12 protein-coding genes and 1 tRNA gene (1 of these 13 running past the window's edge) are annotated in these 26,539 nt (G+C 62.9%); 3 read left to right on the top strand and 10 right to left on the bottom strand.

What is annotated here, in order from left to right:
• Nucleotides 1-20: 20 nt before the first annotated feature.
• From V1292_RS21640 to V1292_RS21625, 4 genes are all read right to left on the bottom strand, one after another.
• Nucleotides 21-443, bottom strand: coding sequence for a hypothetical protein (locus V1292_RS21640; RefSeq protein WP_334374695.1), 423 nt, complete (start codon nucleotides 441-443; stop codon nucleotides 21-23).
• A gap of 104 nt (nucleotides 444-547) precedes the next feature.
• Entirely contained in the window at nucleotides 548-2,362 is a 1,815-nt protein-coding gene (locus V1292_RS21635) for a caspase family protein (RefSeq protein WP_334374694.1), read from the bottom strand.
• On the bottom strand, nucleotides 2,362-4,167 hold the full coding sequence (locus tag V1292_RS21630; RefSeq protein ID WP_334374692.1) for a caspase family protein: 1,806 nt from the start codon (nucleotides 4,165-4,167) through the stop codon (nucleotides 2,362-2,364). The genes V1292_RS21635 and V1292_RS21630 overlap by 1 nt, the downstream gene beginning before the upstream one ends.
• Before the next feature lie 909 nt (nucleotides 4,168-5,076).
• Complete coding sequence (locus tag V1292_RS21625; RefSeq protein ID WP_442895546.1) at nucleotides 5,077-5,616, bottom strand: hypothetical protein; 540 nt, start codon at nucleotides 5,614-5,616, stop codon at nucleotides 5,077-5,079.
• Nucleotides 5,617-6,085: 469 nt separating this feature from the next.
• Here V1292_RS21625 and V1292_RS21620 point away from each other — a divergent pair, with 469 nt between their 5' ends.
• Nucleotides 6,086-6,745, top strand: coding sequence for a peroxiredoxin (locus V1292_RS21620; RefSeq protein WP_065728902.1), 660 nt, complete (start codon nucleotides 6,086-6,088; stop codon nucleotides 6,743-6,745).
• Between the two features lie 143 nt (nucleotides 6,746-6,888).
• Here V1292_RS21620 and V1292_RS21615 read toward each other — a convergent pair whose 3' ends face one another.
• From V1292_RS21615 to V1292_RS21605, 3 genes are all read right to left on the bottom strand, one after another.
• Nucleotides 6,889-8,625 carry a methyl-accepting chemotaxis protein gene (locus V1292_RS21615; RefSeq protein WP_334374690.1) on the bottom strand — a complete coding sequence of 579 codons (1,737 nt, stop codon included), beginning with the start codon at nucleotides 8,623-8,625 and terminating at the stop codon, nucleotides 6,889-6,891.
• 130 nt (nucleotides 8,626-8,755) lie between these two features.
• Nucleotides 8,756-9,631: a DMT family transporter gene (locus V1292_RS21610; protein WP_334374689.1), complete on the bottom strand. Its 876-nt coding sequence runs from the start codon at nucleotides 9,629-9,631 to the stop codon at nucleotides 8,756-8,758.
• Nucleotides 9,632-9,788: 157 nt separating this feature from the next.
• Complete coding sequence (locus V1292_RS21605) at nucleotides 9,789-10,235, bottom strand: hypothetical protein (RefSeq protein ID WP_334363268.1); 447 nt, start codon at nucleotides 10,233-10,235, stop codon at nucleotides 9,789-9,791.
• Nucleotides 10,236-10,565: 330 nt separating this feature from the next.
• Here V1292_RS21605 and V1292_RS21600 point away from each other — a divergent pair, with 330 nt between their 5' ends.
• Both V1292_RS21600 and V1292_RS21595 read left to right on the top strand, forming a co-directional pair.
• Nucleotides 10,566-10,823: a hypothetical protein gene (locus V1292_RS21600; protein ID WP_334374688.1), complete on the top strand. Its 258-nt coding sequence runs from the start codon at nucleotides 10,566-10,568 to the stop codon at nucleotides 10,821-10,823.
• A gap of 49 nt (nucleotides 10,824-10,872) precedes the next feature.
• Nucleotides 10,873-10,949 (top strand) — tRNA-Arg (locus tag V1292_RS21595).
• Between the two features lie 91 nt (nucleotides 10,950-11,040).
• On the opposite strand, the gene V1292_RS21590 is transcribed toward V1292_RS21595, so the two are convergent.
• From V1292_RS21590 to V1292_RS21580, 3 genes are all read right to left on the bottom strand, one after another.
• Nucleotides 11,041-11,328, bottom strand: a complete 288-nt coding sequence (locus V1292_RS21590) for a type II toxin-antitoxin system RelE/ParE family toxin (protein WP_334374687.1) — start codon at nucleotides 11,326-11,328, stop codon at nucleotides 11,041-11,043.
• Complete coding sequence (locus tag V1292_RS21585) at nucleotides 11,325-11,591, bottom strand: CopG family ribbon-helix-helix protein (protein WP_334374686.1); 267 nt, start codon at nucleotides 11,589-11,591, stop codon at nucleotides 11,325-11,327. Before V1292_RS21585 ends, V1292_RS21590 begins: the two co-directional genes overlap by 4 nt.
• A gap of 523 nt (nucleotides 11,592-12,114) precedes the next feature.
• Nucleotides 12,115-26,539, bottom strand: the final stretch of a protein-coding gene (locus V1292_RS21580) for a tandem-95 repeat protein (RefSeq protein WP_334374685.1). Its footprint extends 17,486 nt past the window's final position; 14,425 of the gene's 31,911 nt are visible here — the last part of the coding sequence; the start codon falls outside the window, past its right edge; its stop codon occupies nucleotides 12,115-12,117.

Genomic DNA, 26,539 nt, shown 5'->3' with positions numbered 1-26,539 from the left:
TTTCCGGCATCCCTGACCTTCTAGTGTACGACGCTGAGCAGAAAGGTCGTCACGGTGCGCCGTCCTTCTGAATCATGGATTTCCACGCGGACCAGATGTTCGCCCGGCGGTGCTTCCGCGTCTGGAATCTCGATACCAGTCGGCTGAACGAAAGGCCTCACCCTTGAAGTCAAGTCGACATTCGGCAGCTTCATGTAAGTCACGCGCAGCGAGTCCAGATTGATCGTTGCGCCGCCAAATCCCCGAAATTTGAGCTGCAGACGCAGCGGGGAGCGAGCCTCCTTGGCATCGGGACCGGCAAGATCGATACGCGGGCCGCGCGTGATGGCGCGAGCCACATGAACGCCTTTTGGCGTGGGAAGCAGCGCTTCTTCCGGCGTGATCAGCACCACGCCAGCCCGGGCCGCCGGCGCCTGTGCCGCCAATATGAATGCCGCCAGCAATACTGCGCAGAAGATTTTCACAAAATTTTCCTCACCAGGATTCCTAATCGAACAGCACGTAGGCCGAATTTGAGCCGAAGGCATATTCCGCGTTACGTGCTAGTTTAATTGCAAGTCATCGGCTTTCCCGTGTTGAGGTTTCCACCAGGACCCGGGCCATTGCCACCCGGATTAAGCGAACAACCTTTGGGAACCGGACGGCATCCCTGGCCGTCGCAAAAAATCTGTCCCGATGCCTGCGGTTTTGAGGGCGCAGCTTCCGCCTTCGCGCGCTCTGGGGCGCCCACCTTTGCTTTCGGCTCATCACGTTTCGCGGTCGGCTTTTTTACTTCGATCTTTTCGCAAGTGTTGTCGTCGCCGACTTCGTAGCCTGCCCGGCACGTGATCTTGATGCAGCGCTCGCCGTCGGCTTTAAAGCCATGATCGCAAATCAGCGGACAAACGCGCGTCGTTTTGCTTTTGACGACATCGAGCGCATCGACGCTCGCAACTTTGACCTCCAGCTTCATGCCCGCGTGCTTGTTGAACAGGTCGAGCGACCGCTGCGAAGCCGCATTCCAGTTGCCATCGACTGTGCCGGTGTTGCAGCCGACCCGTCGCAGTTCGGCCTGGAGCGAGCGTGGAAGGTCGACCGCCCTCGGCTGATCGGATTGGTCCGCCGGCGGCGTCAAAGAGGCAAGCTTTTCTTCGCTCGCCTTCTTTTCGGCAGCGACCTTTGCTTCTGCGGCCATCTTGGCTGCTTCCGCTGCCTTCGCCTCCTCGGCCGCCTTCGCTATGGCAGCAGCCTTTGCTCGTTCCGCTTCCGCAACCTTTGTCTCTTCGGCTTTCTTCTTCAGTTCGGCGGCGATGCGGGCTTTCTCGGCAGCCTTGGCTTGTTCCGCAGCCTTGGCCTGTTCAGCGGCCTTGGCGCCTTCGATCGCGAGCCGTGCCTGCTCTTCCTGAGCTGCTTTTGCCTTGTTGGTAGCTTCGATCCGCGCGGCTTCTGCGGCGAGCTTGTCGCGCTGCGCCTTGGCAAGCGCGGTAAAGAACCCCGAAGGATACTTCTCGATGAAGGCATCCCAGACCGGTTTCGTCCCGACCCGGTCAGCGAATTCATAGTCGCGCCGCATCGTGGCGTCCTGATCGACCGGCGCAGCGACAACGGCAGGTGCGGCAGGCACCAGCGTTACGTCGTTGCCGCCCAACGAACCATAGACAAATGGTTCCTGCGCATTGCCCGTTGCCTTCAAGACATCGTCACGCACGAAGCCGAATGCCTTTCGAAGATCGAGGCCCGGCTTGGTGAGGTGATTGACCAGCGCCGCTGCGAACGGGCTGTTCTTGCTATCGCCGTCCGATGCGGTCGATCCGGCCTTCGCGGCAAAGGCGATCATCGTGTTGGGACTGGAAGGCTCGACCTTGGCGAGGCCGCGGCCGATCGCGCGCGACGCGATCGTCCGCTTCATGTTTTTTGCGAATGGATTATCTCGGCAGGCATCGAGGATCACCAGCCGCAATTGCCTAGCCGGCTCTACAGCAAACAACACACGATCGAGCGGCAGCGTCTCATCCAGCACATCGGCATCGGTCTCGAGCGTCGCGTCGATCGGAATGAGATAGTTGGTGCCATCCAGCTCGATGCCGTGGCCGGCGTAATAGATAACGGCGACGTCCGCGTCGCGGGTCCTGTTGCCGAAGTCGCGTAGCGTCTTGCGCAACTCGCCGACGGTCAGGTTCAGTTTGGATTCGACGGTATCGAATCCCGCCGATTTGAACATCGCGGCAACAGCCGCCGCATCGTTCGCGGGGTTGCTGAGCTTGGCCACGTTCCGGTAGGCGGAATTGCCGATCACCAGCGCGACGCGCTTCTCGGCAAACGCGGGCTGGCCAGCCAGCAAAGTCAGCCAGGCCGTCAAGACAATGCCCAGAAAGGCGCGCATTAATTGCACACCTCTTTGTTTTGCCAGACATTGTTGGTGCCACTGAAAACCGGGCCGTAAACCAAACGACAGCCTTTCGCAACAGGTCTGCATCCACCCTGTTGTGCGCATATTATCTGACCTGATGCCTCCGGTTTTGACGGCACGGCATCGACCTTAGCGCGCTCTGACTTGTCGCGTTTCGGATCATCGCGTTTCGCGGCCGGCTTTTTCACTTCAATCTTTTCGCACGTATTGTCGTTGCCAACTTCGTAACCAGCACGACACGTAATCTTTGTGCATCGCTCGCCATCGACCTTGAACCCATGATCGCAGATCAACGGGCAAACGCGCGTCGTCTTGCTCTTGACGACATCCAGCGCGTCGACGCTCGCAACCTTGACCTCCAGCTTCATGCCAGCGTGCTTGTTGAAGAGATCGAGCGACCGCTGCGAGGCCGCATTCCAGTTGCCATCGACCGCGCCGGTGTTGCAGCCGACCCGCCGCAGTTCGGCCTGGAGCGAGCGAGGAAGATCGACCGCCCTCGGCTGATCGGATTGGTCCGACGGCGGCGTCAGCGCGGCAAGCTTTTCTTCCTTTGCCTTTTTTTCAGCAGCGGCCTTGGCTTCTGCGGAAGCCCTGGCTGCCTCCGCCGCCTTGGCTTCCTCCGCAGCCTTCGCTATGGCAGCGGCCTTCGCACGTTCGGCTTCTGCGACCTTCGCCTCTTCAGCTTTCTTGGCCTGTTCGGCGGCGATGCGGGCTTTCTCGGCGGCCTTGGCTTGTTCGGCAGCCCTGGCCTGTTCTGCGGCCTTGGCTCCTTCGGCAACCAAACGCGCCTGCTCTTCCTGGGCGGCTTTTGCCTTGTTGGTTGCTTCGATCCGCGCGGCTTCTGCGGCGAGCTTGTCACGCTGCGCCTTGGCAAGCGCGGTAAAGAACCCCGAAGGATACTTCTCGATGAAGGCATCCCACACCGGTTTCGTCCCCACCCGGTCGGCGAATTCATAGTCGCGTCGCATCGTGGCGTCTTGATCGACCGGCGCAGCGACAACGGCAGGCGCGGCAGGCACCAGCGTTACGTCGTTGCCGCCCAACGAGCCGTACACGAACGGCTCCTGCGCATTTCCCGTTGCCTTCAAGACATCGTCGCGCACGAAGCCGAACGCCTTTCGAAGATCGAGGCCGGGCTTTGTGAGGTGATTGACCAAGGCCGCCGCAAACGGACTGTTCTTGCTATCGCCGTCGGATGCCGTCGATCCGGCCTTCGCGGCAAACGCGATCATGGTGTTGGGGCTGGAAGGCTCGACCTTGGCAAGCCCGCGACCGATCGCGCGCGACGCGATCGTCCGCTTCATGGTTTTGGCGAACGGATTATCCCTGCAGGCATCGAGGATGACCAGCCGCAATTGCTTCGCCGGCTCGACCGCAACCAGCACACGGTCCAGCGACAGCGTCTCGTCCAGAACATCTGTATCGGTCTCAAGCGTCGCGTCGACCGGGATGAGATAATTGGTGCCATCAAGCTCGATGCCGTGGCCAGCGTAATAGATAACGGCGACATCGGCGTCCCGGCTCTTGCCCCCGAAGTCGCGCAGCGTCTTGCGCAATTCGCCAACGGTCAGATTTAGCTTGGATTCGACGGTGTCGAAGCCCGCCGACTTGAACATCGCGGCAACCGCCGCCGCGTCATTCGCGGGATTACTGAGTTTGGCCACGTTCCGGTAGGACGAATTGCCGATCACCAGCGCGACGCGCTTGTCAGCCCACGCGGGCTGGCCAGCCAGCAAAATCAGCCAGGCCGTCAGGACCACCCCCAAAAACGCGCGCATCAGAAAATTTCCAAATCGGCAATGAAAACCGACACTAGCATCGAATTTTGCGATCACAATACGTAGGAACGCCGAGTGACTTATGTGACTTATATCACTCCTCGCCCATGGCTCTCACTGTCGCATGGTCCAAAAATGAAGCTCCTGGCCACAACGCAATGTCAGCTTCAGTTCGAGCCGTGGCGCAAGTCGCGGCGCCACGTTCTGCCCGACAGCCAAATCACTTCTGATTTTCCGAAATCGTGTCAAGCCGCGGAAGCAAAAATATTTCGCTTCACTTGCAGGGCAAATCAGTCGCATAACTCCGCTCGTCTCGTCGCAGATGAGGGGCGTTGGCCATCGTCACGAACGCGCGGTGAGATGCGATGGACGCGGATGGCGCGATAGACGTACGCGCCTGAAACGTACGGCGAAGTCGTGTGGTTCTGGCGCCGCGGTGCTGGCGTTAAGTTGGCGGGAAGTGTCCCGCCGATGACGGAGGCAAGAAAGCCGTTCTCCGGGGAGAGCACGAAGTAAGCCGTAAAGCCATTGCGCAGGGAAGGCCGGAGTGTTTCCGCTGTACCTGTATGCTCGTGTGCGTTTCCTCTATGCGCAACGGCACACGAGACCTCGGGTGCAGCCAGCACCCGGTCTTCCCTGCGCCCTCTGAACAAGAGGGTGGGAAATTAAGAGCAAGCCTCGGGCGATCAGCGCCGCGAGAATGCGAAACTGCATCCACTCGTCATTGCGAGCGCAGCGAAGCAATCCATTGTCACCTCATCCTTGGAAAGATGGATTGCTTCGCTGCGCTCGCAATGACGCTGACGGGCCGCGGAGCATAGACACACCGCATGCGCACGGCATGACACCCAAAACAAAAACGGCGGGGACTGACCCCGCCGCCTCCAAAAACACGATCGCAAGATGAACCTACAGCAGCCCCATATCCAGCATGCCCGGCAGTTGCGCGAGCGGCAGCGCGGCGGCGCCGACCAGGGTGGCGACCAGCGCGGCAAGGCGATGGTTGCTGTGGCGCTTGCCGCGCATCTGGCTGGCGATCCATTCCAGCACCTTGGTGTCGATGTTGGCGGCCTTCACCGGCGCCCAGCTCTCGATCGGCGTATCCGGCGACAGCGCCACGGTGCGCGGCGGCACCGGCAGGCCGGATTCGGAAGCGGCATGGTGCGCGACCGCCTTGGCGAGCAGATCATCGAAACGGCCGTCGTCGGTACGTTCCGCAGCCGCATCGCTGATTTCGAACAGCGCTTCGATTTCAGCGCGGCTCACCGGCTCATGCTCGATGGCGCTCACGGTGAGGATGCGCGCGCACCACGCGGCGTCATCGGCATCGAGTGCACGGGAGAAATGGATACGGCCCTTGGTCGTGGGACCCTCGCCGGTGATCACACCGTCGCGCACGATGGTGAGCGCACGAGCGGCGGTCTTGCGGCAGGATGGCTGGAGGGACATGTCAGTGGTCGCGGCAGACATAGTTGCACTTCTCAATTTCAATTCCAGTCCAGCATTTCCATACGGGCCATGAACGAGCGGTTAACGATTCGAAACCCGCATTCCTTGATTTTTACATGGTTGCTAATTGGTCGCTGTGACGTCGGTCACGGTTCAGATCAATGCATTCCCGGGTGCAAAGCGACCGGGCCTGATGCGGGCCATAAAAGGCAATATCGGGGCAGCGACGGCAACAAAGCGGAACGGTTGTGAAAACAAAAGGATGGCTCCCAAATCTGGCTTCCACCATCGAATGCAGGCCCGCCGGTTCTTTTCGTCGCAGAGGCGCGGACCAAAAGAAGATGCTAGGAGTTCCGGGCTCGCGGAGAAGGATCTCACCTTTTACGCTAACCGGTTCACTTAACCGCTTCAGACTCCTATAATGTTAAAGGCAAATTTCCCTGTAACTTGAATAACATGAGGTGAAACCATGGCACTCCAGATTGGCGCAACCGCTCCCGATTTCGAAGCTGAGACCACGGAAGGGAAAATCAAATTCCACGACTGGATTGGCAACAACTGGGCGCTTTTGTTCTCGCACCCGAAGGACTTCACGCCGGTTTGCACCACCGAACTCGGCGCTCTCGCGAAGTTGAAGCCGGAGTTCGACAAGCGCGGCGTCAAGCTGATGGGCTTGAGCGTCGATCCTGTCGACCGGCATTCGAAATGGTCCGAGGACATCAAGGAGACGCAGGGCGCGGCGCCGAACTATCCGATGATCGGCGACATCGATTTCAACGTCTCCAAGCTCTACGACATGCTGCCGGCCTCAACCTCGGGGGATCCGCTCACGCGCACGCCAGCCGACAACCAGACCGTCCGCAATGTGTTCGTGATCGGTCCGGACAAGAAGATCAAGCTGGTGCTGGTCTATCCGATGACCACGGGCCGCAACTTCGCGGAAATCCTGCGCGCGATCGATTCCCTGCAGATGACGGCCAAGCATCGCGTCGCCACGCCGGCCGACTGGAAACAGGGCGAGGACGTCATCATCGCGGGCTCGGTGTCCGACGACGAGGCGAAGACGATCTATCCGGCGGGCTGGAAAGCGCCGAAGCCGTATATCCGGATCGTGCCGCAACCGAAGTGACGGTTGCGATTGCGAAAGCAATCGAAACTGTCATCCCGGGGCGATGCGCAAGCATCGAACCCGGGATCTCGAGATTCCGGGTCTGGTGCTAGCGCACCATCCCGGAATGACGGACCAAGTCGTAGCCCGCCGCCACGCTTCCGTCAGGCGGCGCGGACGCGGTCGAGGAATTTTTCGACCTCGGCCTTCAGGTGCAGGCTTTCGCTCGACAGATTCTGTGCAGAAGCAAACATCCGGCTCGAGGTCTCGCCGGTCTCGTTGGCGCCCTGCGCGGCGTTGCGGACGTTGGCCGCAACATCGGCCGTGCCGCTCGCCGCCGCGCGAACGCTCTGCGCGATGTTCTGGGTCGCGCCACGCTGCTGCTCGACCGCCGCCGAGATCGAGGTGGCGATATCGCTGATGCGCTCGATGGTCTGGCCGATCGCCTTGATCGCGCTGACCGACTCTTCGGTCGCAAGCTGCATGCTGCCGATCTGGCTGGAAATCTCTTCCGTCGCCTTCGCGGTTTGACCGGCGAGGCTCTTGACCTCCTGCGCCACCACGGCAAAGCCGCGCCCGGCATCGCCCGCCCGCGCCGCCTCGATGGTGGCGTTGAGCGCCAAAAGGTTGGTCTGCTCGGCGATCGAGGTGATCAGCTTCACCACGTCACCGATCCGGGCGCCGGCTTCCGACAATTCGTTGATGCGCTGGTCGGTGGCGGCGGCCTGCTTGACGGCGTCGGCCGCGATGCCGTTCGATTCCTGGACCCGGCGGGTGATTTCGGCGATGGAGCTGGAGAGCTCGTCGGAGGCGGCCGCCGCGGTGCGGACATGCTCGGAGGCGGTCTCAGAAGCGCCGGCCGACTTGCCGGACAGGCTTGCGGTAGTCCGCGCGGTGTCGGTGAGCTGGCGGGCCACGCGCTCGAATTCGCTGGATGAGCTCAGCACCTTGTCGAGGATGCCGCCAACGCCGGTCTGGAACTCGTCGACGAAGCCGCGCAATTCCGACTTGCGCTGCTCGGCAGCGGCTGCGGCAGCCGCGGTCTGTTCGTCGCGCAGGCGCCGACGTTCGACCGAGTTGTTCTTGAACACCGCAAGCGTACGCGCAATCTCGCCGATCTCGTCCGTCCGGTCGTCGCAGTCGATTTCGACGTCGGCGTTGCCGTTGGCGATGGCGGTAAGCGAGGCCGTGACCGACGTCAGCGGCTTGGTCACCCGGCGCACGATCAGCATGGTCAGCATCATCACCAGCAGCGCGGCAATGCCGGCTGCGATCGCCATGTTCTGAATGGCATGCGACAGCATGCTCTCGTAGTGAGCCATGGGAATGCCGACATACAGCAGCCCGATCACCTTGCCGGCCGAATTCACGATCGGGTAGTAGGCCGTCATGAACGTCTTGCCGAACAGCGTCGCCGGGCCGCGGTAGGCCTCTCCGCGGCGCACCACCGCCTGCCCGGGATGGTCGGCCGCGAGCTGGGTGCCGACGGCGCGGTCGCCGTTCTCCTTCTTCACATTGGTGGTGCGACGGACGAACTGGTTGCTGGCGTCGTCATAGACGAAAAGCGTCGCGTTGCCGCCGGCATAGCCCACCGCGCGATCGACAATCGCGTGGTCCTTGAACTCGGGCATCTTCGAAATTTCGGCCCGGGCGACCGCCCCATCCTTGATGGTGATCTTGGCGTCGCTGTAGGTCTCGGCAAATGCCAGACCCAGCGTGCGCAGGTTGACCTCGATGTCCCGCAGCGCCCGGTCGCCGAATTCGGAGGTCAGCGACCAATGGGCCGCCCCGACCACCAGCGCGGTATTAACCGCGATCAGGAGGATCGCACAGATGACAGCCTTGGTACCGAGGCGCAGCTTGAGCGCCGGCAGGAACTTTCCAGTGGATTGCGTGGTCATGACGAGAAATCCCCCAAATCGCGCCCAATCTGACCCGTTTTGCTTACGATCGCCTTAATGGGCACAACCCAGGGAAAATACTGATATGTCTCATGAAATTTATACGTGCAGGAAGGCCGAACGCTCTACTTCAAACTGAGCGGCGGTTGACCACCAGCACGGCCGCCGCGCAGGCGGCCATGCCGGCGATCGAGACCGCGTCCAGCCGCTCGCCGAACAGCACATAGGCCATCAGCGACGTCACCGCGGGCACCAGATAGAACAGGCTCGCTACCGACGTCGCGGCCGAGCGCCGGATCAGCCAATAGAGCAGCCCGATCGATCCGATCGATAGCACGACCGCAAGCCAGGCCAGCGCCAGGATGAACTCGGTGGTCCAATGCACCTCGTTGGTCTCGAACAGCCATGCGCCGAGACCGAAGAAGATCGTCACCGCGACGTATTGCACGAGATTGCCGGACCGCCAGTCGATCGCGCTGCAGTAGCGCCGCTGATACAGCGTGCCGAGTGTGATGCTGATTAGCGAGATGGCCGAGGCGAGCCATCCCCAGCCCGCCTCTCCGCTCATCGGCCTGTCGTGCAGGATCAGCACGACGCCGGCGAGCCCGAGCAGCAATCCGCTCCATTGCAGCGGCGTAACGCGCTCGCCGAGCCAGCGGCTCGCAAGCGTCGAGGTGAGGATCGGCTGCAGGCCCGGAATCAAAGCCGAGAGCCCAGCCGGAATCGAATGTGCGATCGCGATCGCCGTACCGCCGAGATAGATGCCGTGCACGAGAATGCCAGCGACGGCGCTGTGCGCGATGCCGATGCGATCTGGCCAGCGCGGCCGCGCGACCGCGACGATGATCATCATCAGTCCCACCACGCACGCCATTCGGATCGCGAGATAGGTCAGCGGCTCGGCGCTGTTCAGCACATATTTGGTGCCGATGAAGCCCGTGCTCCAGAGCACGACGAAGATCGCCGGCGCCGCGCGCGCGGCAATTTTTTCGAAGTCGCCAGTCATTTGCCGCCCCTGTTGCCCGATCGCATGTTGTGCGGCAAGGATTGGTCACGCGGGACCGCCGGCGCGACTTCAGATATCGAGGAACGAATTTGTAAAGCGCGGCGCTATCGCGGCATAGTCACGTTCAAGGGGCGTGCGAGATAGGTAACGGGGCGGATCACCACTCTTCCGGACAGGGATCGACGATCCTCCAGAGCTCGCGGCCGTTTCTGATCTTCTTCATCTCGGTGGTGAGCCCGCCGTTGCGGCGGATCCAGTCCTTCACGGTTTCCGGATAATAGGACATCAGGTCTGACGTCCCTTCAGCACTCGTGACCTTGATGCCGAAAGTGAAGGCCTTGTCGTAATAGGCCTGGTGGAAACCAACGCTCGCCTTCGGCGTGACGCAGATCTTGTTCATCGGCACGATGCCGAACACCAGCGTGCAGGCCGAGTTGCAGATGCCGTCGATGATGACGCGCTCCTTGCGGTCGCGGATGCGCTTGTACTTGGCCTTGTACTCCTCGACATAGCCGCCGTGGTCGCGCGTGATATGCAGGTCGGCGCGCGCCGGGCTCGCGACCAGGACCGAGAGGGACAGCAAGGCAAGAGACGTGATGCGCATGGGTCGATCGGGAACCGGGTAGCCTTTGTCAGACGGGGATAGGTCGGCCCTTGAAGTCTGACCGGACAGAACTCTGGCCGGACTGTGTTGGGAATTCGTTAAGCATCCCTTGAGGCCAAAAATGGGCGCGTTAGGATGGCTTTCCGCAGCATTTCTGCCCGATTCTCCTAGAATGGGACGCAGGACCAGCAAAAATGGCAGGGGTTACGGGCTTCGATCGAATCACAACTTAGGCTTCTATCTTGTTGTTTTAACGTGCTTTCTTCGCACGAATTTCTGCCCGTTCAGATCGAATCACTACAGTTTCAGTGGGACTTCCGGAGAATCGAAATGACCAAAGCAAAGTTTTTCGTTGCCGCCGCCCTCCTCTCCACCGCGGCCCTCGCCCCAAACCTGGCGGACGCCCGCCATAATCGGCACCACTTGCACAATTGGGGCCTGCCTTACCCCATCAGCTTCCTGCACAATTACGGGCCCGGCCCGCAGCCCGGCACCTTCGCCTATTACGACGGCCCCTCGACCATCCTCTGCCGCCAGGGCGCGGCCGCCTATATCGGCCAGGACCGCCGGCGACATCCTTGCAACTAGCTTCCGCTGCTGGCCCTGCCGAGCTAAGTCTGATATCGGCAGACCGCAGGCGCTCGTAGCTCAGCTGGATAGAGCATCGGATTTCGATTCCGAGGGTCGGGAGTTCGAATCTCTCCGAGCGCGCCACTTCGGAAGTGCGCTATCGCCGCCGAATACAGCAGATTGTACGCGTAAGCCAGAATGCCGGTATCCAAGCGCGGCGGTGCGCTGACACGTCTCAAAAAGCGTCGGGCCACCGGCGTGCACTGTGGAAGACCCGCAGGACTTGGATCGTGTTGCCGACCAGACGGTACGGCACGATGTATGGCGTCCTCGGGATCACGAGCTCCCGCGTCCCCGGAACTCGACCCGGCCGCCCCATTTCGGGGCTATTGGGAAGTAGCGTCTCAACATTGCGGATGATATGGAGCGCAACTCGTTGCGCCGCCGCAGGATCGTCCTGCGCGATGTAAGCCCGCAACGCCGCGAGGTCGGCAATCTCCTCTGGCGACCAGATGGGGTTCATGAACTCTTGGGCGCCGGTTTCTCGCTTACGCTTCCCCAAGAAGCGACCCAATCCTTAACCTGGTCGTGCGGAATCCCCTCGCCGCGATCGAGCGAGGCGATGGCGCGCTTGATACCGGCCACCTGCCATTCATTGATTTCGAGATATTCGTTGATGGCCTCGGCGGCGAGAAAGGAACGACTGCGACCAGTACTCTTGGCCAATCGCTCCAGCCGCTTCTTCACGCCCGTATCGACGCGCACCGTAAAGGTTGTCGACTTCATGAGAAGACCCTGTGTGAGTGGTTGTGTACAATATAGTAGGGAACCGGGCGCGAAGCGGAGCACGAGATCGCGGTCCATCGCAGTCTCGCCGGCTTGAGCGCGTGATCGGCTACTCCTTCATAGCGCCACGGCGAAGCAAATAGTGCCCATCTTCATCGGCCGAGCGGGCCAGTCACATCGCAGCGTGAGCGACGCGATGAAACGCCGAGAACAATTTGCGCTCAACCGAAATAAAAACCAGCCTTAGCGACGGTGTTCGCATTGATCAAAACGCACCGACGATGGATCCGGCGCGTTAGATCAAACCGCGCGTCCGGCGCAGGCACCTTCATGATTCGACAGAAATGAGAATCCGAACGATCTTCTGCGTCCCATGGTTGTCGCGCGTACAGGCCAGAATCTGAGGGCCTGCATTGCCCGGTTGAGGTCACGCCTCACGTTGCCGGAGCGCGGGAAGATCGGACCGGGCAATCGCAAGGTCGCGTTTCTGCGGCCCTGCGATTGCGGTTCGTCCTGAGGCTCATCAGGCGAAGAAGTCCATCGGCCGCGATGTTTCGGCCTTGCGCCAGTTGAGATCGGCCTCACCGACCTTGGAACCGAACGCGGACATATCCTGGCGCATCAGTGCGAGCAGCCGGGCGGCTTCGACTTCGATCGGCGGGTGCGCGCTTTGGGTGCCGGCAGCCATCGACGCCGGCCAGGAACCCGGCGGCTGCAAGTCGCGATTGTCGCTGGCGCCAGCATGCGGAGTGGGAGCGGACGCCCAATCTCCGGTAGCGATCGCCCCTACCCTGTCCGTGAGCGCATGCGCGGATTGCCCGAGCCAATTGCCGATGGAATCCGGAACACCTGCGGCCAGGGTTTCGAGCGCCGAAGCCAGGTTCGCGACCGGTGGCGTTTCAGACATGAAGCCCGCAAGGCCGGCGGCCTGCGGCTGCGGGGCAGACGCGTGGGTCAGCGCGGCATCCACATATTCCATCGTGGTGCCATCGGTGCGCGTGTACAGCCCGCGATTGACGATCGCCGTGCTGCCGAATGCCCATGCAGCCTCTGTTGCGGATGCCACAAGGTTGATCGAGCGCACATTCGCTTCCAGCAGCGACAGGATCTCCGCGTTTTGGGCAATGCCATCGCCATTGCGGTCCTGCCACACCCGGAAGTCCGAGAACCTGACATCATTCGTCGCGAGGACACCGTCTCCATTCCTGTCGAACGCGCGCAGGCCCTCAAGATCGGAGTGGGCGCCTGCGACGTCGTCGATGAAGCTCAGCTCCGCAATGCCGCTCACGGTGCCATTGCGGTCGCGGTCGAGGAACAGGAAGGCTTCCGTGGCACCGATCCAGCTGGTGTCGTCGGCAATCCCGTCACCGTCGATGTCGAACATCGCCGAGGACTGGGTAGCGGTCTTCGTCTCGACGCCCATGCCATCCAGATCGAGGATGATCGGCGCGGCGAGGGTCACGGTCTCGCCGTTGCGGAAGATGAGCTTCTCGATGCTCGATAGCGTATCGACCCCATCGTTGCCGTTCGCCGTCGTCTGGTTGTCGGTGACCTGGATGGTACCGGCCGTCGTCACGATCGAGTAGGTCGACCCGACGCCGTTGTAATAGGCCGTATCCGTGCCATTGCCGCCATTGATCGTGTCATTGCCGGCCATGCCCCAGAACGCGTCATCTCCGTCGTTGCCATTGAGCGTATCGTTGCTGGCACCACCGGCAAGGCGATCAGCATCGTCTCCTCCGGTGATATTGTCGTTGCCATTGCCCCCGTAGATGCTGTTCGGGGCGCCGTTGATACCAACCAGCGTGTCGACGCCGGTCGTTCCCTGCACCCAGCCCTGGAAGGCGCTGGAGGCGGTGAGCTGGACCGTGCCGGTCGCCGTCGCCACGCCATCGCTGATGACATAGGTGAAACTGTCGGCACCTTCATAACCGAAGTCCGGCGTGTAGTGGATACCATCCACGTCGAGGACCACAGTGCCCTTCGGCGCTGCGCCGACCGAGACGATGGTCAACGTATCGCCGTCCAGATCTACGTCGTTGGCAAGCAGGGCTTCACGCGCGATCACCAACGTATCGCCGTTGGTGACGGAGAGCGGACCATCAGTACGGGCGACGGGCTTGTCGTTCACCGGCGCAATCGTCAGGCGGAAGACGTCGCTCGCCGTGAGCGAGCCGTCGCTGGCCGTCACCTCGATGTCGATCTCACCGTTGAAATGTGCCGGTGGGGTGCCCGTGAACCGGGTTCCACTGAAGGTGAGCCAGGTCGGCAACGGATTGCCGTCGGCCAGTCTGGCCGTATAGGTCAGCGGATTGCCGTCCACATCGGTGAAGCGGCCGGCCGGGATCGTGATCGACACGGCGGCATCTTCCGCTGAAGTCACGTCGGACAGCGGCACGGCCACGACCGGCGCGTCGTTCACCGGCGTGATGGTCAGCCGGAAGGTGTCGGCCACCGTGAGCGAACCGTCGCTGGCGGTCACCTTGATGTCGATCGCGCCCTTGAAGTTTGCCGGCGGCGTGCCGGTGAACTGCGTACCGTCGAAGCTCAGCCAGGACGGCAGCGCGGCGCCGGTGGAGAGCGTCGCCGTGTAGGTCAGCGGCGTGCCGTCGACATCCGTGAAGCTGCCTGCCGGGATCGTGATCGAAACCGGGGTATCCTCCTCAGATGTCACGTCGGGCAGCACCGCGGTCAGGACCGGCCTGTCGTTCACCGATGAGATCGTCAGGCGGAAGACGTCGCTGGCCGAGAGCGTGCCGTCGCTGGCGGTCACCTTGATGTCGATCGCACCGTTGAAGTTCGCCGGCGGCGTGCCCGTGAACCTGGTTCCGGTGAGCGTGAGCCAGGACGGCAGTGCGGTGCCGTCCTCAAGCGTCGCCGTATAGGTCAGCGTATTGTCAGCGTCGGTGAAGCGGCCGGTCGGGATCGTGACCGACACGGCGGCATCTTCCGCCGAGGTCACGTCGGACAGCGCCACGGCCACGACCGGGGCGTCGTTCACCGCCGTGATGGTCAGCGCGAAGGTGTCGCTCACCGTCAGCGCACCGTCGCTTGCCGTGACCTTGAGATTGATCACGCCATTGAAATTCGCAGGTGGCGTGCCGGTGAACTGCGTGCCGTCGAAGCTCAGCCAGGCCGGCAGTGCGGCGCCGGTGGAGAGCGTCGCCGTGTAGGTCAGCGGAGTGCCTTCGGCATCCGTGAAGCTGCCGGCCGGGATCACGATCGAAACCGGGGTATCCTCCACAAAAGTCACGTCGGGCAGCAGCGCAGTCAGGACCGGCCTGTCGTTCACTGGCGAGATCGTCAGCCTGAAGACATCGCTGGTCGTGAGTGAGCCGTCGCTGGCGGTGACCTTGATGTCGATCGCACCGTTGAAGTTCGCCGGCGGCGTGCCCGTGAACCTGGTTCCAGTGAGCGTGAGCCAGGACGGCAGTTCACTGCCGTCCTCAAGCGTCGCCGTATAAGTCAACGTATTGTCGACGTCGGTGAAGCGGCCGGTCGGGATCGTAATCGACACCGCGGCATCTTCCGCGGTCGTTACGTCGGACAGCGGCACGGCCAGCACCGGCGCGTCGTTGACCGGTGTGATGGTCAGCACAAAGATGTCGTTCGCCGACAATGCGCCATCGCTGGCCGTGACCCTGATACTGAGCGCGCCGTTGAAATTCGCCGGCGGCGTGCCGGTGAACTGCGTACCGTCGAAGCTGAGCCAGGACGGCAGCGCGGCGCCGTTGGAGAGCTTCGCCGTATAGGTCAGCACATTGCCGTTCACATCGGTGAAGCTGCCGGCCGGGATCGTTATCGACACGGCGGAGTCTTCCGCCAGAGCGACATCGGAGAGCGGGATCGAAACCACCGGCGCGTTGTTCACCGCCGGGATCGTCAGGCGGAATACGTCGCTTGCCGAGAGCGTGCCATCGCTGGCCGTCACCGCTATGTCGATGACACCGGTGTAGTTGGTGGGCGGCGTGCCGGTGAAGCGCACGCCGTCGAAGCTGAGCCAGGCGGGCAACGGATTTCCGTCGGCAAGCGTCGCCGTCAAGGTCAGCAGATCGCCGTCGATGTCCGTGAAGCTGCCGGCCGGGATCGTGATCGAGATGGCGACGTTCCTTGGCGACACCACGTCGGCCAGTGGCGTTGCCACCACGGGCGCGTCATTCGCCGGCGTGACGGTTAGCCGGAACGTATCGCTCACCGTGAGCGAGCCGTCGCTGGCTGAGACCTCGATGTCGATATCTCCGACATGGTCCAGCGGTGGGGTGCCGGTGAAGCGCACGCCGTCGAAGCTGAACCATGAGGGCAGCGGACTTCCGTCGGCCAGGCGGGCGGTAAACGTCAGCGTGTCGCCGTCGATGTCGGCAAAAGCCGTTCTGTCGAGCGCCACATCGAGGGGTTCGCCCTGGCGGCCCGCCTGGTCCTCGAGCGGCCGGATCTGATCCGGAGCGTCGTTGATCGGCCGGACAGTCAGCCGGAAATTGCCGGTGACCGACTGCGAGCCATCGCTGGCCGTGACCGCAATCTCGATATCGCCGTTGAAGTTTTCCGGTGGCGCGCCGATGAGGTGGCCGTCGGACACCGAAATCCAGGACGGCAATGGTGAGCCGTCGGCGAGCGCCACCGTAAAGGTCAAGGCGTCACCATCGGCGTCCGCGAACGCATCCGTCGGCAGCGGGATCGAGAACGCCTGATCCTCATCGACAGCCACATCGCTGATCGGGCTCACGATATCCGGCGCGTCGCCGACGGGAGCGATCGAAAGCAGAAGCTCGCGGACGGTCTGGGCCGTTCCATCCGAAGCAGCGATTTCGAGCTGGATTGCGCCATTGAAGTTGGCGGGCGGATCGCCGCTCAGCGTCCTTGTCTGATGGTCATACTGCAGCCAGGACGGCAGCGCGGTGCCATCCTTGCCCCGGACTTCGACCAACAAGGCGTCGCCATCCACATCGGTGACGAAGCCTGCTGGCAGGGTCGCGATGAAATGCTGATCCTCGGTTCCCTTGAGCACGGGAACGGCGGAAATTACCGGCGCGTCGTTGCCCGGCGACACGATGATATTGACGCGTGTGGTCGCGCTCAGGCCGGTGCTGTCCTCGATTTCGTAGTCGAACCAGGCCGGTCCGTTGAAATCGGCATCCGGCGTGATCCGGAGCTGGCCGAATCCGAGATCCGTGACGGTGACGCCCGAGGCGTTCACGATCCGGGTGAGGACGAAGGCCTGCTTGTCGGCATCGCTGTCATTGGCAAGCAGCTGGCTCGCAAACAGCGTCAGCGGCGCGTCTTCGCCAATTTCCAGCGAGTCGGGGCGCGCCACCGGCGCTTCGGCGACCGCCAGGACGTTGATCGTGACGGTCGTCGAGACCGGGAAGTCCTGCTCATTCTTGATCGAGTAGTGCAGCACGAGTTCGCCGTTGAAGTCGGCCGCCGGCGTGATGCGATACTTGCCGTTCGCAAGCAACTCTGCACCTTCGATGCCGACAAAAGTCAGCGTCGATCCCTCGGGCGCATAGTCGTTCGCCATCAGGGCAGCCGGATCGATGTCGATAAAGCCGTCTTCCAGCACTTCGAAACCGATATCCGACACCGGGATCGGCAGCGGGACGTCGGGCGCGACGAGCAGCGTCACATAGCCGACGCTGGAGGCGCCATGGCTGTCGGTGACGCGATAGTGGAAGCCCGCATCGCCGATGTAGCCGGCATCCGGCGTAAAGACGGCCGTGGAGCCGACGCGAACCACCGAGCCTTGATCGGCGTCGAATATCTCGACGATCTCGAAGCTGTCGCTTTCGACGTCACGATCGTTGGCGATAAGCGCGGCGAAGTCGATAATGAGCGCCTGGTCCTGTTTCGTCCTGAAGACGCCCTCGGGATCGTTACCCGTCCCTGCCCCATCGGGATTGGCGATCGGAGCATCGTTTACCGCGGCGATGTCGAACGTCACCGTCCCGGTCGAGGTCTTGCGCCCGTCGGTGACGGTATAGCTGAAGCTGACCGGACCACTGAGGTTCTCGTTCGGAACGAACTGCCAGCGTCCGCCGGGCAGCTCGACGATACGCCCGCCATTGGCGCTTCGCGACAACGACTGGAAGATGATGCTGTCGCCGTCGGGATCGCTGTCGTTGCCGAGCAACTGCGCCGTCGTGAATTCGAAGGGCGTGTCCTCGTCGATCTCGAACACATCCGTCGCGGCGATCGGAGCGCGGTTGGTGGAGGCGACGTTGACCTTCACCTTGCCTGTGCTTGAGCCGTGGGTGTCATCGGTAACGATGTACTCAAAGGAAGCGACGCCTTCGAAATTGTGGTCCGGCGTGAACACGATATGCGTGCCGTTGAAGCTGACCGTGCCGTGCCTGGCGTTGACGACATCGACGAAGCGAACCGGATTGCCGTCGACATCGAAGTCGTTGGCCAAGAGCGTCTGCGGGTCGATGAGAAGCGGCGTATCCTCGATCGCCGCGACGATATCCTCGACCGGGGTCGGCGGATCGTTCAAGGCAGCGACATGCACGATGGCCGAACCGGTCGACGTACCCTCACGGTCGTCCGTGACGACATAGGTGAAGCTATCATCGCCGGAGAAGGAACCCGTCGGCGTATAGACGGCATAGGCGCCGGCGTTGCCGTCGAAGGCTCGCGTCAGTGTTTCGCTCTGGCTGACGCCCTCCAGCGTCCGTGTGAAGCGGATGTCGAAGCTCGCGGCAAGAGCCAGCGGCACGTCGCCCGAGAGCATCCCGGTCGCGCTGTCGATCGTGAGCCAGGCCGGCAAGGCCGAGCCGTCAGCCAGCGTCGCGCTCCAGACCGCGCCGTCGAGTTGGCCAAGTCCGGCCGGCGGCGCGATCTCGACATGAGCGAGCTCGATGACGAGCGAGCCGTTGCCGGGCTGGCCCAGCGCGAGAATGCGCATCGCATCGCGGTCGCGATCGAAGTCGTTGCGCAGCAGGTCGGTCACCGCGAAGCGGGTGCTTTCGCCCTCGCGTCCCGTCAGAGCGTCGGTCGCCGCATCCGGGCGCTCGCGCGTCGGCTTGATGTCGTAGAAGATCAGTGCCGGCTTCGAGGAGGTGCCGCCCTTCTCGTCGGTCGCGTCATAGCTCAACACGACGGTGCCATTGAAATCCGCCGGGACAAGCAGGCGAATCTGCTCTGGCGAGAGGACCGTGGAAGCGGTGATCTGAATGACGCGGAACGTATCGTCAACGACGGCTTCGGTGATCACCGACATGGCCGGGTGGCCGTTGCCTGCGGCGATATCGAGGCGGACCGGCACAGCGCCGATCCAGGAAGGTGACGGGATGCCGGAGAAGGTGAAGGTGGAGGCGTCGAATGTCAGCCAATCGGGAAGCGGCGCGCCGCTCTCGCGCGTCGCCGTGATCGGACCCGATCCCTTCAGGTCGAGCGCGAACAAGCCCTGGTCCGCGAAATAGGCATTGCCTTCCAGCGCCTGGTTGATCGCGTTCATCTGGCTTTCGAGATCGGCGTGCGGATCGATGACGAATTCCAGCGTGAAGCCCCGATCGCTCGACGCATAGGTTCCATCCGGGAGGACGCGCGGCGCCGGCGTGAATACGACCTGCAGGCGCGCGAGCTGTGCCTCCGCATCCGGCTCAAAGCCGGAAAGGCTGACCCTGCGCGTGTCGGCATCGAAAGACAGCCACTCCGGCAGCGGACGTCCGCCGGCGATCGAGGCCGAAATCGTCCCGTTCTTGGTGTCGAACAGCGCGAGCTGGCTGTCATAGGTGACGCCGGCCGATAGTGCGGCCGGATCCAGCAACACGCTGTCCGTGAAGGTCAGCGGATCGCCACCGCCCTCGGCCGAACGCGTGAAGGTGACCCGAACGTCAATCGGATCGGTCGTCCCTTCGGGGGGTATCCCGACGAATTGCAGCGTCTCGGCGTTGAAGCTGAGCCAGGACGGTAGCGCCGAGCCGTCGGCCAGAGCCGCCGTGACGGCGGTATTCTCGTCGAGGTCAGCAGCGTCGAATTCATAATCGACCGAGAACGGAGACCGGATTTCGTATCCTTCGAGGACATCGGGCCGGGCGTCGAAGCCTTCCGAGACGTTGCTCTCGGTCAGTTCGAACCGCGTGTTGAACACCCGCCCGTTCGCGGGATCGCTGATCCAGACGTCGACGGAAACCGGATCCATTCCTGCCGGAGGCACTCCGGTGAAACGCATGGTGTCCGGATCGAAATGGAGCCACGACGGCAGCGTCGAGCCGTCGGCCATGGCCGCGCTGACCTCGAAATCGGCCGAGAGGTAGCGGTGGTCGACGATGCCAAGCACGGTGGTGCGCTTGAAGAACAGCACATCGCCGTCCGGCTCGATGTCGTTGCCGAAGGCCTCGCCGGGGATGACGAAGAGCGGTCCGTCTTCCAACCCGCTCACGAAGTCGTTGCGCAGGATCGGAACTTCGTTGCGCGGCATGACCGTGATGGCGACATAGGCGGTCGCGGTGCCGCCTCGGCCGTCGCTGATCGTGTATTCGAAGCCGGCCGCGCCATTGTAGTCGGCGGTCGGCCGGAACTCGATCATGCCGTCGTCGCGCAGGCGGACCTTACCGCCGTCGGCGAACCGGGCGATGCTGTCGATGACGAGCGTGTCATTGTTTTCGTCGGTGTCGTTCGCAAGGAGCGTCGCCGGGTCGATGATGAGGACCTGATCCTCGAGCGTCCTGAGCCCGTAGTCGTTATTGGCCTTCGGCGCGTCATTGAGCGGCTTGACCTTGAAGTCGTAGGTCAGGGTTGCCGCCGCGCCGCGTGCATCGATGACATCGTATTCGATGCTCGCGGGGCCGAGCGACCAGGGCGTAAACGTGATGGTGCCGGTCGCCTCGTCGAAGATAACGCCGCCATTGTTGCCGGGGTTGCCGTCGATGCCGCCATGGAGACCAACGAAGGTAAAGCTGTCGCCCTCGATGTCGTGGGTATTGGCCATCAGATCGGCAACGGTGACGGTCGTGTCCTGACCGAGGCGAATCCAGCTATAGGTGTCGCGGTCGCGCGGTGCGTCGTTGACCGGCGAGATCGAGATCTCGACCTTGGCCGTCGAGGTCGCACCGCTGGCGTCGGTCAGCGTGTAGATGAAGCCGGCCGCGCCGAAATAGTCCGGACGCAGCTTGAACTCGATATAGTCGCCGTCGATCTGCGCGCTGACGTTGCTGGCTTCGAACCGGTAGTCGGGGTGCTTGTAGCTGTCGATCGCCTCTCCGGCCGCGTTGGTCAGCGGCGCGATCGAGATGATGCGCAGTTCTTCCAGATTGGCGTCGCCATCGACATCGAAATCGTTGGCGAGCAGCGTATCGATCCGAATACGCAGGATCTGATCCTCGACCCCATGGACCAGGGCGTCATCAACCGCCGTCGGCGCGTCGTTGATGGCCGAGAGATTGACCTCGACCCGGGCGGTGGACTCGCGGCCGAACTGGTCGCGCACCGTATAGGAGAAGAACGCGTCGCCGTTGAAGTTCGGCGCGCCGAGGAACTCGATCCTGCCGTCCTCGCGCACATGCACGGTGCCGTTCACCGGCTGGCCGACACCCACGAGCGTGAGGTTTGCCACGTCCAGGTCGCCATCGTTGTCGAACAGGGTGGCCGGGTCGATGATAACAGGCTCGTCCTCGATGGCGAGGTGCACGATATCGTCGGCGGCGTTGAAGCGGCCAAGCTGCTGCAACTCATCGATCCGATCACGCGTCCAGATCGTCCCGTTGCCGAAGACGACCTCCTCGATGCCGGTTTCACGTCCGAGGAAATGGTCGGTCACGCGCACGGTGTCGACCAGGAAGCCGTCCTGCCGTTCGAACTCGAGCAGCAGGTCGTTGCCTTCGCGGATCACCGAAACGTCCTTCGGTGCGATTGGCGAGGACAGCACCAGGCGGTCGATATCGGTTTCCGCACCCTGCTCGGCGATGACGTCTGCGCCGTCGTCGAATCCGAACAGATAGGTGTCGGAGCCCGCCCCGCCCGCGATCGTGTCGCTGCCGCGAAGGCCCTGGAACCGGTCATCGCCGCTGCTGCCGATCAATTGGTCGGCCCAGAGCGAACCGACCAGCATCTCGATCGAGGCGAGTTGGTCCCCGGCAGCTTCCCCCGACGCGCCAAGGCCGGTCGAAAGATTGACCCCCACGCCCTCGTCGGCCCGGCTGTAATCGGCGATGTCGAAGCCGCCCCGTCCGTCGATGATGTCGGCGCCGCGCCCGCCGCGGATGCGGTTGTCACCGCCGTCGCCGCGGATCGTATCGTTCTGGTAGGAGCCCTGGACGATTTCGATGCCGGTGAAAGTATCACCCAAGGCGTCGCCGCCGCCGGCCGCACCGTTGGCCATGTCGACGATGACGGCTTCGGCCGATAGCGTGTAGTCGGCGATATCGACGCCGTCGCCACCGATCAGCTGGTCCGCGTCACGGCCGCCGATCAAGGTGTCATTACCGGCGCCGCCGGTCAGGATGTCATTGCCGCGACCACCCGACAGGATGTTCGCGCCGGCATTGCCCTCCATGACGTCGTCGACATCGGTACCGGTCAGGTTCTCGATATCAGTCAGAACATCGCCCTCGGCATCGCCGCCATGGGCAGTGCCGGCCGCCAGCGAAATCGACACGCCGGTTGCGCCGAAGCTGTAGTCGGCGGTGTCGCTGCCGGCCCCACCGGCGAGCATGTCGGCGCCTGCGCCGCCGTTCAGGAGATCGTCGCCCTCACCACCCAGCAGGGTGTCGTTGCCGCCGCGTCCCTCGAGGAGGTCGTTGCCGGCAAGTCCTTCGAGCCGATTGTCGCCGGCGTCGCCGCCGAGCTGGTCGGTGAATTGCGAGCCGACGAGCGCTTCGACGCCGAGATAGGTATCGCCCTGTGCGTAGCCGCCCTGGCCGACGCGGGATTCGAGGTCGGCGCGAAGGCCGATATCGGAGTTCTCGAAGTTGACCGTGTCGAAACCGTCGCCGCCCGTGATGTGGTCGGCGCCATCGCCGCCGTCGATCCAGTCGTCGCCGGCACCTGCATCGATGCGATCGTCACCGCTGGCGGCCTCGATCGTGTCGTTGCCTTCGCCGGCCAGGATGAAGTCGTTTCCGCCCAATGCCTGGATCAGGTCGGCGCCGGCTGTGCCGGCAAGGTAGTCCGCCCTCACGGTCCCGCGCAGCAGTCCGTTATAGCTGTCGGCGACCGAAGCCATCGCAAAGCCGGTGTCGGTCGCACCGTCGGCGTCGGCAATGCGGTATTCGACCGCAACATTGCCGGTAAAGCCCGTGGCGAAGCGCACGACGATGAACTTCTCGCCGTTCCAATCGACGACCTCGGCCGTCCCGCGCGGCACGCGCTGGCCCAGGGCAAGCGCGTCCGCATCAAAGACGCCGTCGACGCCGAAGAAGGTCGGCCGGGCGCGGTTCGGATTATCCAGATCGTCATCGATCACGCCGTCGCCGTCATGGTCGGCCTGCTCGGTGTCGTAGTCGTTCTTGAGGAGGTCGCTGACGCGCAGCACCAGCGGCGCATCGAGCGGCGTCACGAAGCCGTCGTCCTGCCCGACGGTCGGATCGTCGTTCGTCGGCACGACGATGATGTCGACATAGCCTTCGGCCTCGCCGTCGGCGTCATCGGTAACCCTGTAGACGAAGCCCGAGCTTTGGCTCGCGTCCCGATTGGGCGTGAAGACCAGATTGCCGTTGCCGTCATATTCAATGGTGCCGTTCAGCTTCTGACCGGCATCTCCGCCGAAGATCGGCGCATCGAGCGGCGTCGACAGACGCCAGCCCAACAGGCGGAGCGGATCGCGATCGATATCGGTGTCATTGGCCAGCAGTTCGGAAATCGGAATGACGACCGGGATATCCTCATTCACATAGATGACGTCGCGGCGCGCGACCGGCGCAGCATCGCCAACATTCTCGAACCACATGGTCACCGTGGCGCCGTCGACCGCGCCTTCATTGTCGGTAACGAGGTAGCTGAAGGTCGCCTCGCCCCAGAAGTCGGCATCGGGCCTGAAGATGATGGTACCGTGGTCGGTAATCTCGATATCGCCATGGACCGCGTTGCCGGCGCTCTCGAACTGGACCGAGAAGCCTTCGGGATCGAAGTCGTTCTTCAGGAGCTCGATGATCGGAATCTCGATCGCATTGTCTTCGAGGCCGCGCAGGATCGGCAAGGTTTGGTCGGTGTAGCTGTCGTTGCGCGCGACCGGCAGGTCATTGACCGCCTGGTAGGCGAGCGTCGCGCGCGCCCAGCTGATTCCGCCATGACCGTCGTCGACCTGATACTCAAACCACGCATCGCCGTTGAAATCGGTGGTCGGCGTAAAGAGGACCGTCGCGTTTTCAAGCAGCGTCGCGTTGCCGCCATGGCTGTTGCGGACGGCCGTGATCGTCATCGTCTCGCCGTCGTGCTCGATATCGTTGGCAAGCAGGCGTGCGGCGCTGATGACGATCGGATTGTCTTCGCGGATCGGATCGCCGGAATCGGTCGTCTCGAAACGATCATCATGCAGTTCCGGCGCATCATTGACCGGCGTGACCGTGAAGCTGACGCGGCCCGTCGAGGTCGCTCCACTGGAGTCGGCGACAACGTAGTCGAACCAGGTATTGCCCCAGAAATAGGAGCGCGGCGCGACGTGGATCAGGCCGTCCTCCCCGATCGTCACGGCAACGTCGGCATTGGACTGGACCGACTGGATGGTGAGCCCGTCGCCATCGATATCCGTGTCGTTCGCGAGCAAGGTGCTCTGATCGAGCGTGAAGGTCGTGCCTTCAGCGATCGCCTCGGCGGTATCGTTATGGGCGACCGGCGCGTCATTGACCGGCGTCACCTGGATGACGACCTTGGCTTCGGCGCGGCCGCCCTCGGGGGTGTTGGCCACATAGGTGAACTCGGCCGTGCCGTTGAAATTGGCGTTCGGCGTGAACGAGATGTTGCCATCGCTCGACAGCGCGACCGATCCGTTCACCGCGCCAATCACCTGGCCGACGATCATGCGATCGCCATCGAGGTCGTTCGCCAGCAGCCGCTCGACGCGGATCACCAGCGAGCCGTCTTCGGCGACGGTGAAGCCGCTGTCTGGATAGGCGGTCGCGACCGGGCGCACCCGAAGATCGATCGAGGCCGTGGCAAAGCCGTTATGGCCGTCGGCAATCGTGTAGGTGATCGAGGCCGAACCGTAGTAGCCGTTGGTCGCGGTGTAGTGGATGTTGCCCTGGGCATCGATCGTGGCAACGCCGGAACTGCCCGCGTCGACGCCGATGATCGTCAGCGTGTCGCCATCGGCATCGAAGTCGTTGCGCAGGATGTCGGCCGCCGTGATGACAAGTTCGACGCCGGTCGTGACGGAGAAGAAGCCGTCACCGATGGCGGTCGGCGCGCGGTTGCCGAGCAACTCTCTCAGGGTTTCCTTGGTCCAGGTCACGCCGTCGGCGAACACGTAGCTCTCGATGCCCTTGGCGTCGGTCGAGAGCGCATCGAACACGGTCAGGCTGTCGGCGCTATTGCCCGTGAAGCGAATGATGATGGCTTCGGAGCCGCGATAGAGCTGCTCGACACTCGCATCGGTGGACGCGAAATCCAGAATCTGGACCGTGTCGGTTCCCGACGTGCCGGAATCGACGATCGTGTCATTGCCCGCGGCGCGGCCGAACACATAGTGATCGCCATCGGCTGCGCCGGAGAGCAAATCATTGCCTGCCCGCGCGGCGAAGCTGTCAGCACCGTCGAAGCCGTAGATGTTGTCATTGCCTGACCCGTCGATGTCGGACAGCGCACGGGCCCGCATGGCATCCCGGTTCCAGACCGTACCGTCGGCAAAACGCACCGCAAGGCCGTTAAACGAGCCGTTGGACCAGTTCAGGGCGTCGATCAGCACCACGCGATCGCCGGCCCCCGAGAAGGTGAGCACGAGATCGTTGCTGTCGGGACCGGCGCGAACCGCGGAGACCACGTCCGCAACGTTGTAGTCGGTCAGGCTCAGGACATCCGTTCCGGAGAAAACCGCATCGATCCGGTCATCGCCATCGCCGCGACGATAGATATAGGTGTCGTTGCCGTAACCGCCCTGGACGAGATCGCTGCCCTTGCCGCCCATCAGCGTATCGGCACCGTCGGTGCCGATGATGATGTCGTTGCCGTCGGTCGAAAGGCTGGCGAGGATCGCCAGACGCATGTCGGCGACGGTGAACTGGGTCCCGTCGGCGAGTGCGATCGTCTCGATCCCGGCAGAGTTGGCGCCGAGGGCGTCAACGATGACGATCTGGTCGGTCGTGCCGGCAAAGCGAATGGCGACATCGTCGCTGTCGGCGGCCAGACGATGGAAGCTGATCTCGGCGGCGGTATAGCCTGATATCTCGAGGCGGTCGCCCATCGAGGACGACTTGTCGTCGATGACGTCGCTGCCGTCGCCACGGGCGAAGCGGTAGGTGTCGTTGCCTGCGACGCCGGACAGGTGGTCGTTTCCGAGCCCGCCGATCATGACGTTGGCGCCGGCATCTCCGGTGAGCACGTCATCATCGAAGCTCGGCGCACGCGCGATGAGGTCGGCGGTCGCCCAGACCGTGCCGTCGGCAAAGCGGATTTGTTCGATCCCGCCGGCGCCGAGTGCGTTCTCGATGGTGATCCGCGCGCCGGTCGACTTGACGATGAGCGTGAAATGGGCTCCGTCCCGGCTCTGCGAGACCGTTATGTCGGCAGGCGAGATGTCTGCTGCCAGCAACAACGCGTCATTGCCGGCGGTATCGGCGATGCGGTCGTGACCGCCATTGGCCGAGAACAAATAGGTGTCGTCGCCGCTGCCGCCTTCGAGGCGGTCGTTCGCCGCGCCCCCGTCTAGCGTATCCGTTCCAGCGTAGCCGATCAGGATGTCGTCGCCGGCGCCGCCGGCGAGCGCATTGTCAAAATCGTCTCCCTGGATGACGTCATCCCCATCCGTCGCCGCCCGCGCCAGCGCGATGAGCGTCGCCTCGGTCCAGACCGTACCGTCG

The organism is Bradyrhizobium sp. AZCC 1719 (assembly GCF_036924525.1).
GTDB lineage: Bacteria > Pseudomonadota > Alphaproteobacteria > Rhizobiales > Xanthobacteraceae > Bradyrhizobium.
Note: the sequence above shows the minus strand (reverse complement) of the source record. Positions and strands in the feature narration are given on the sequence as shown.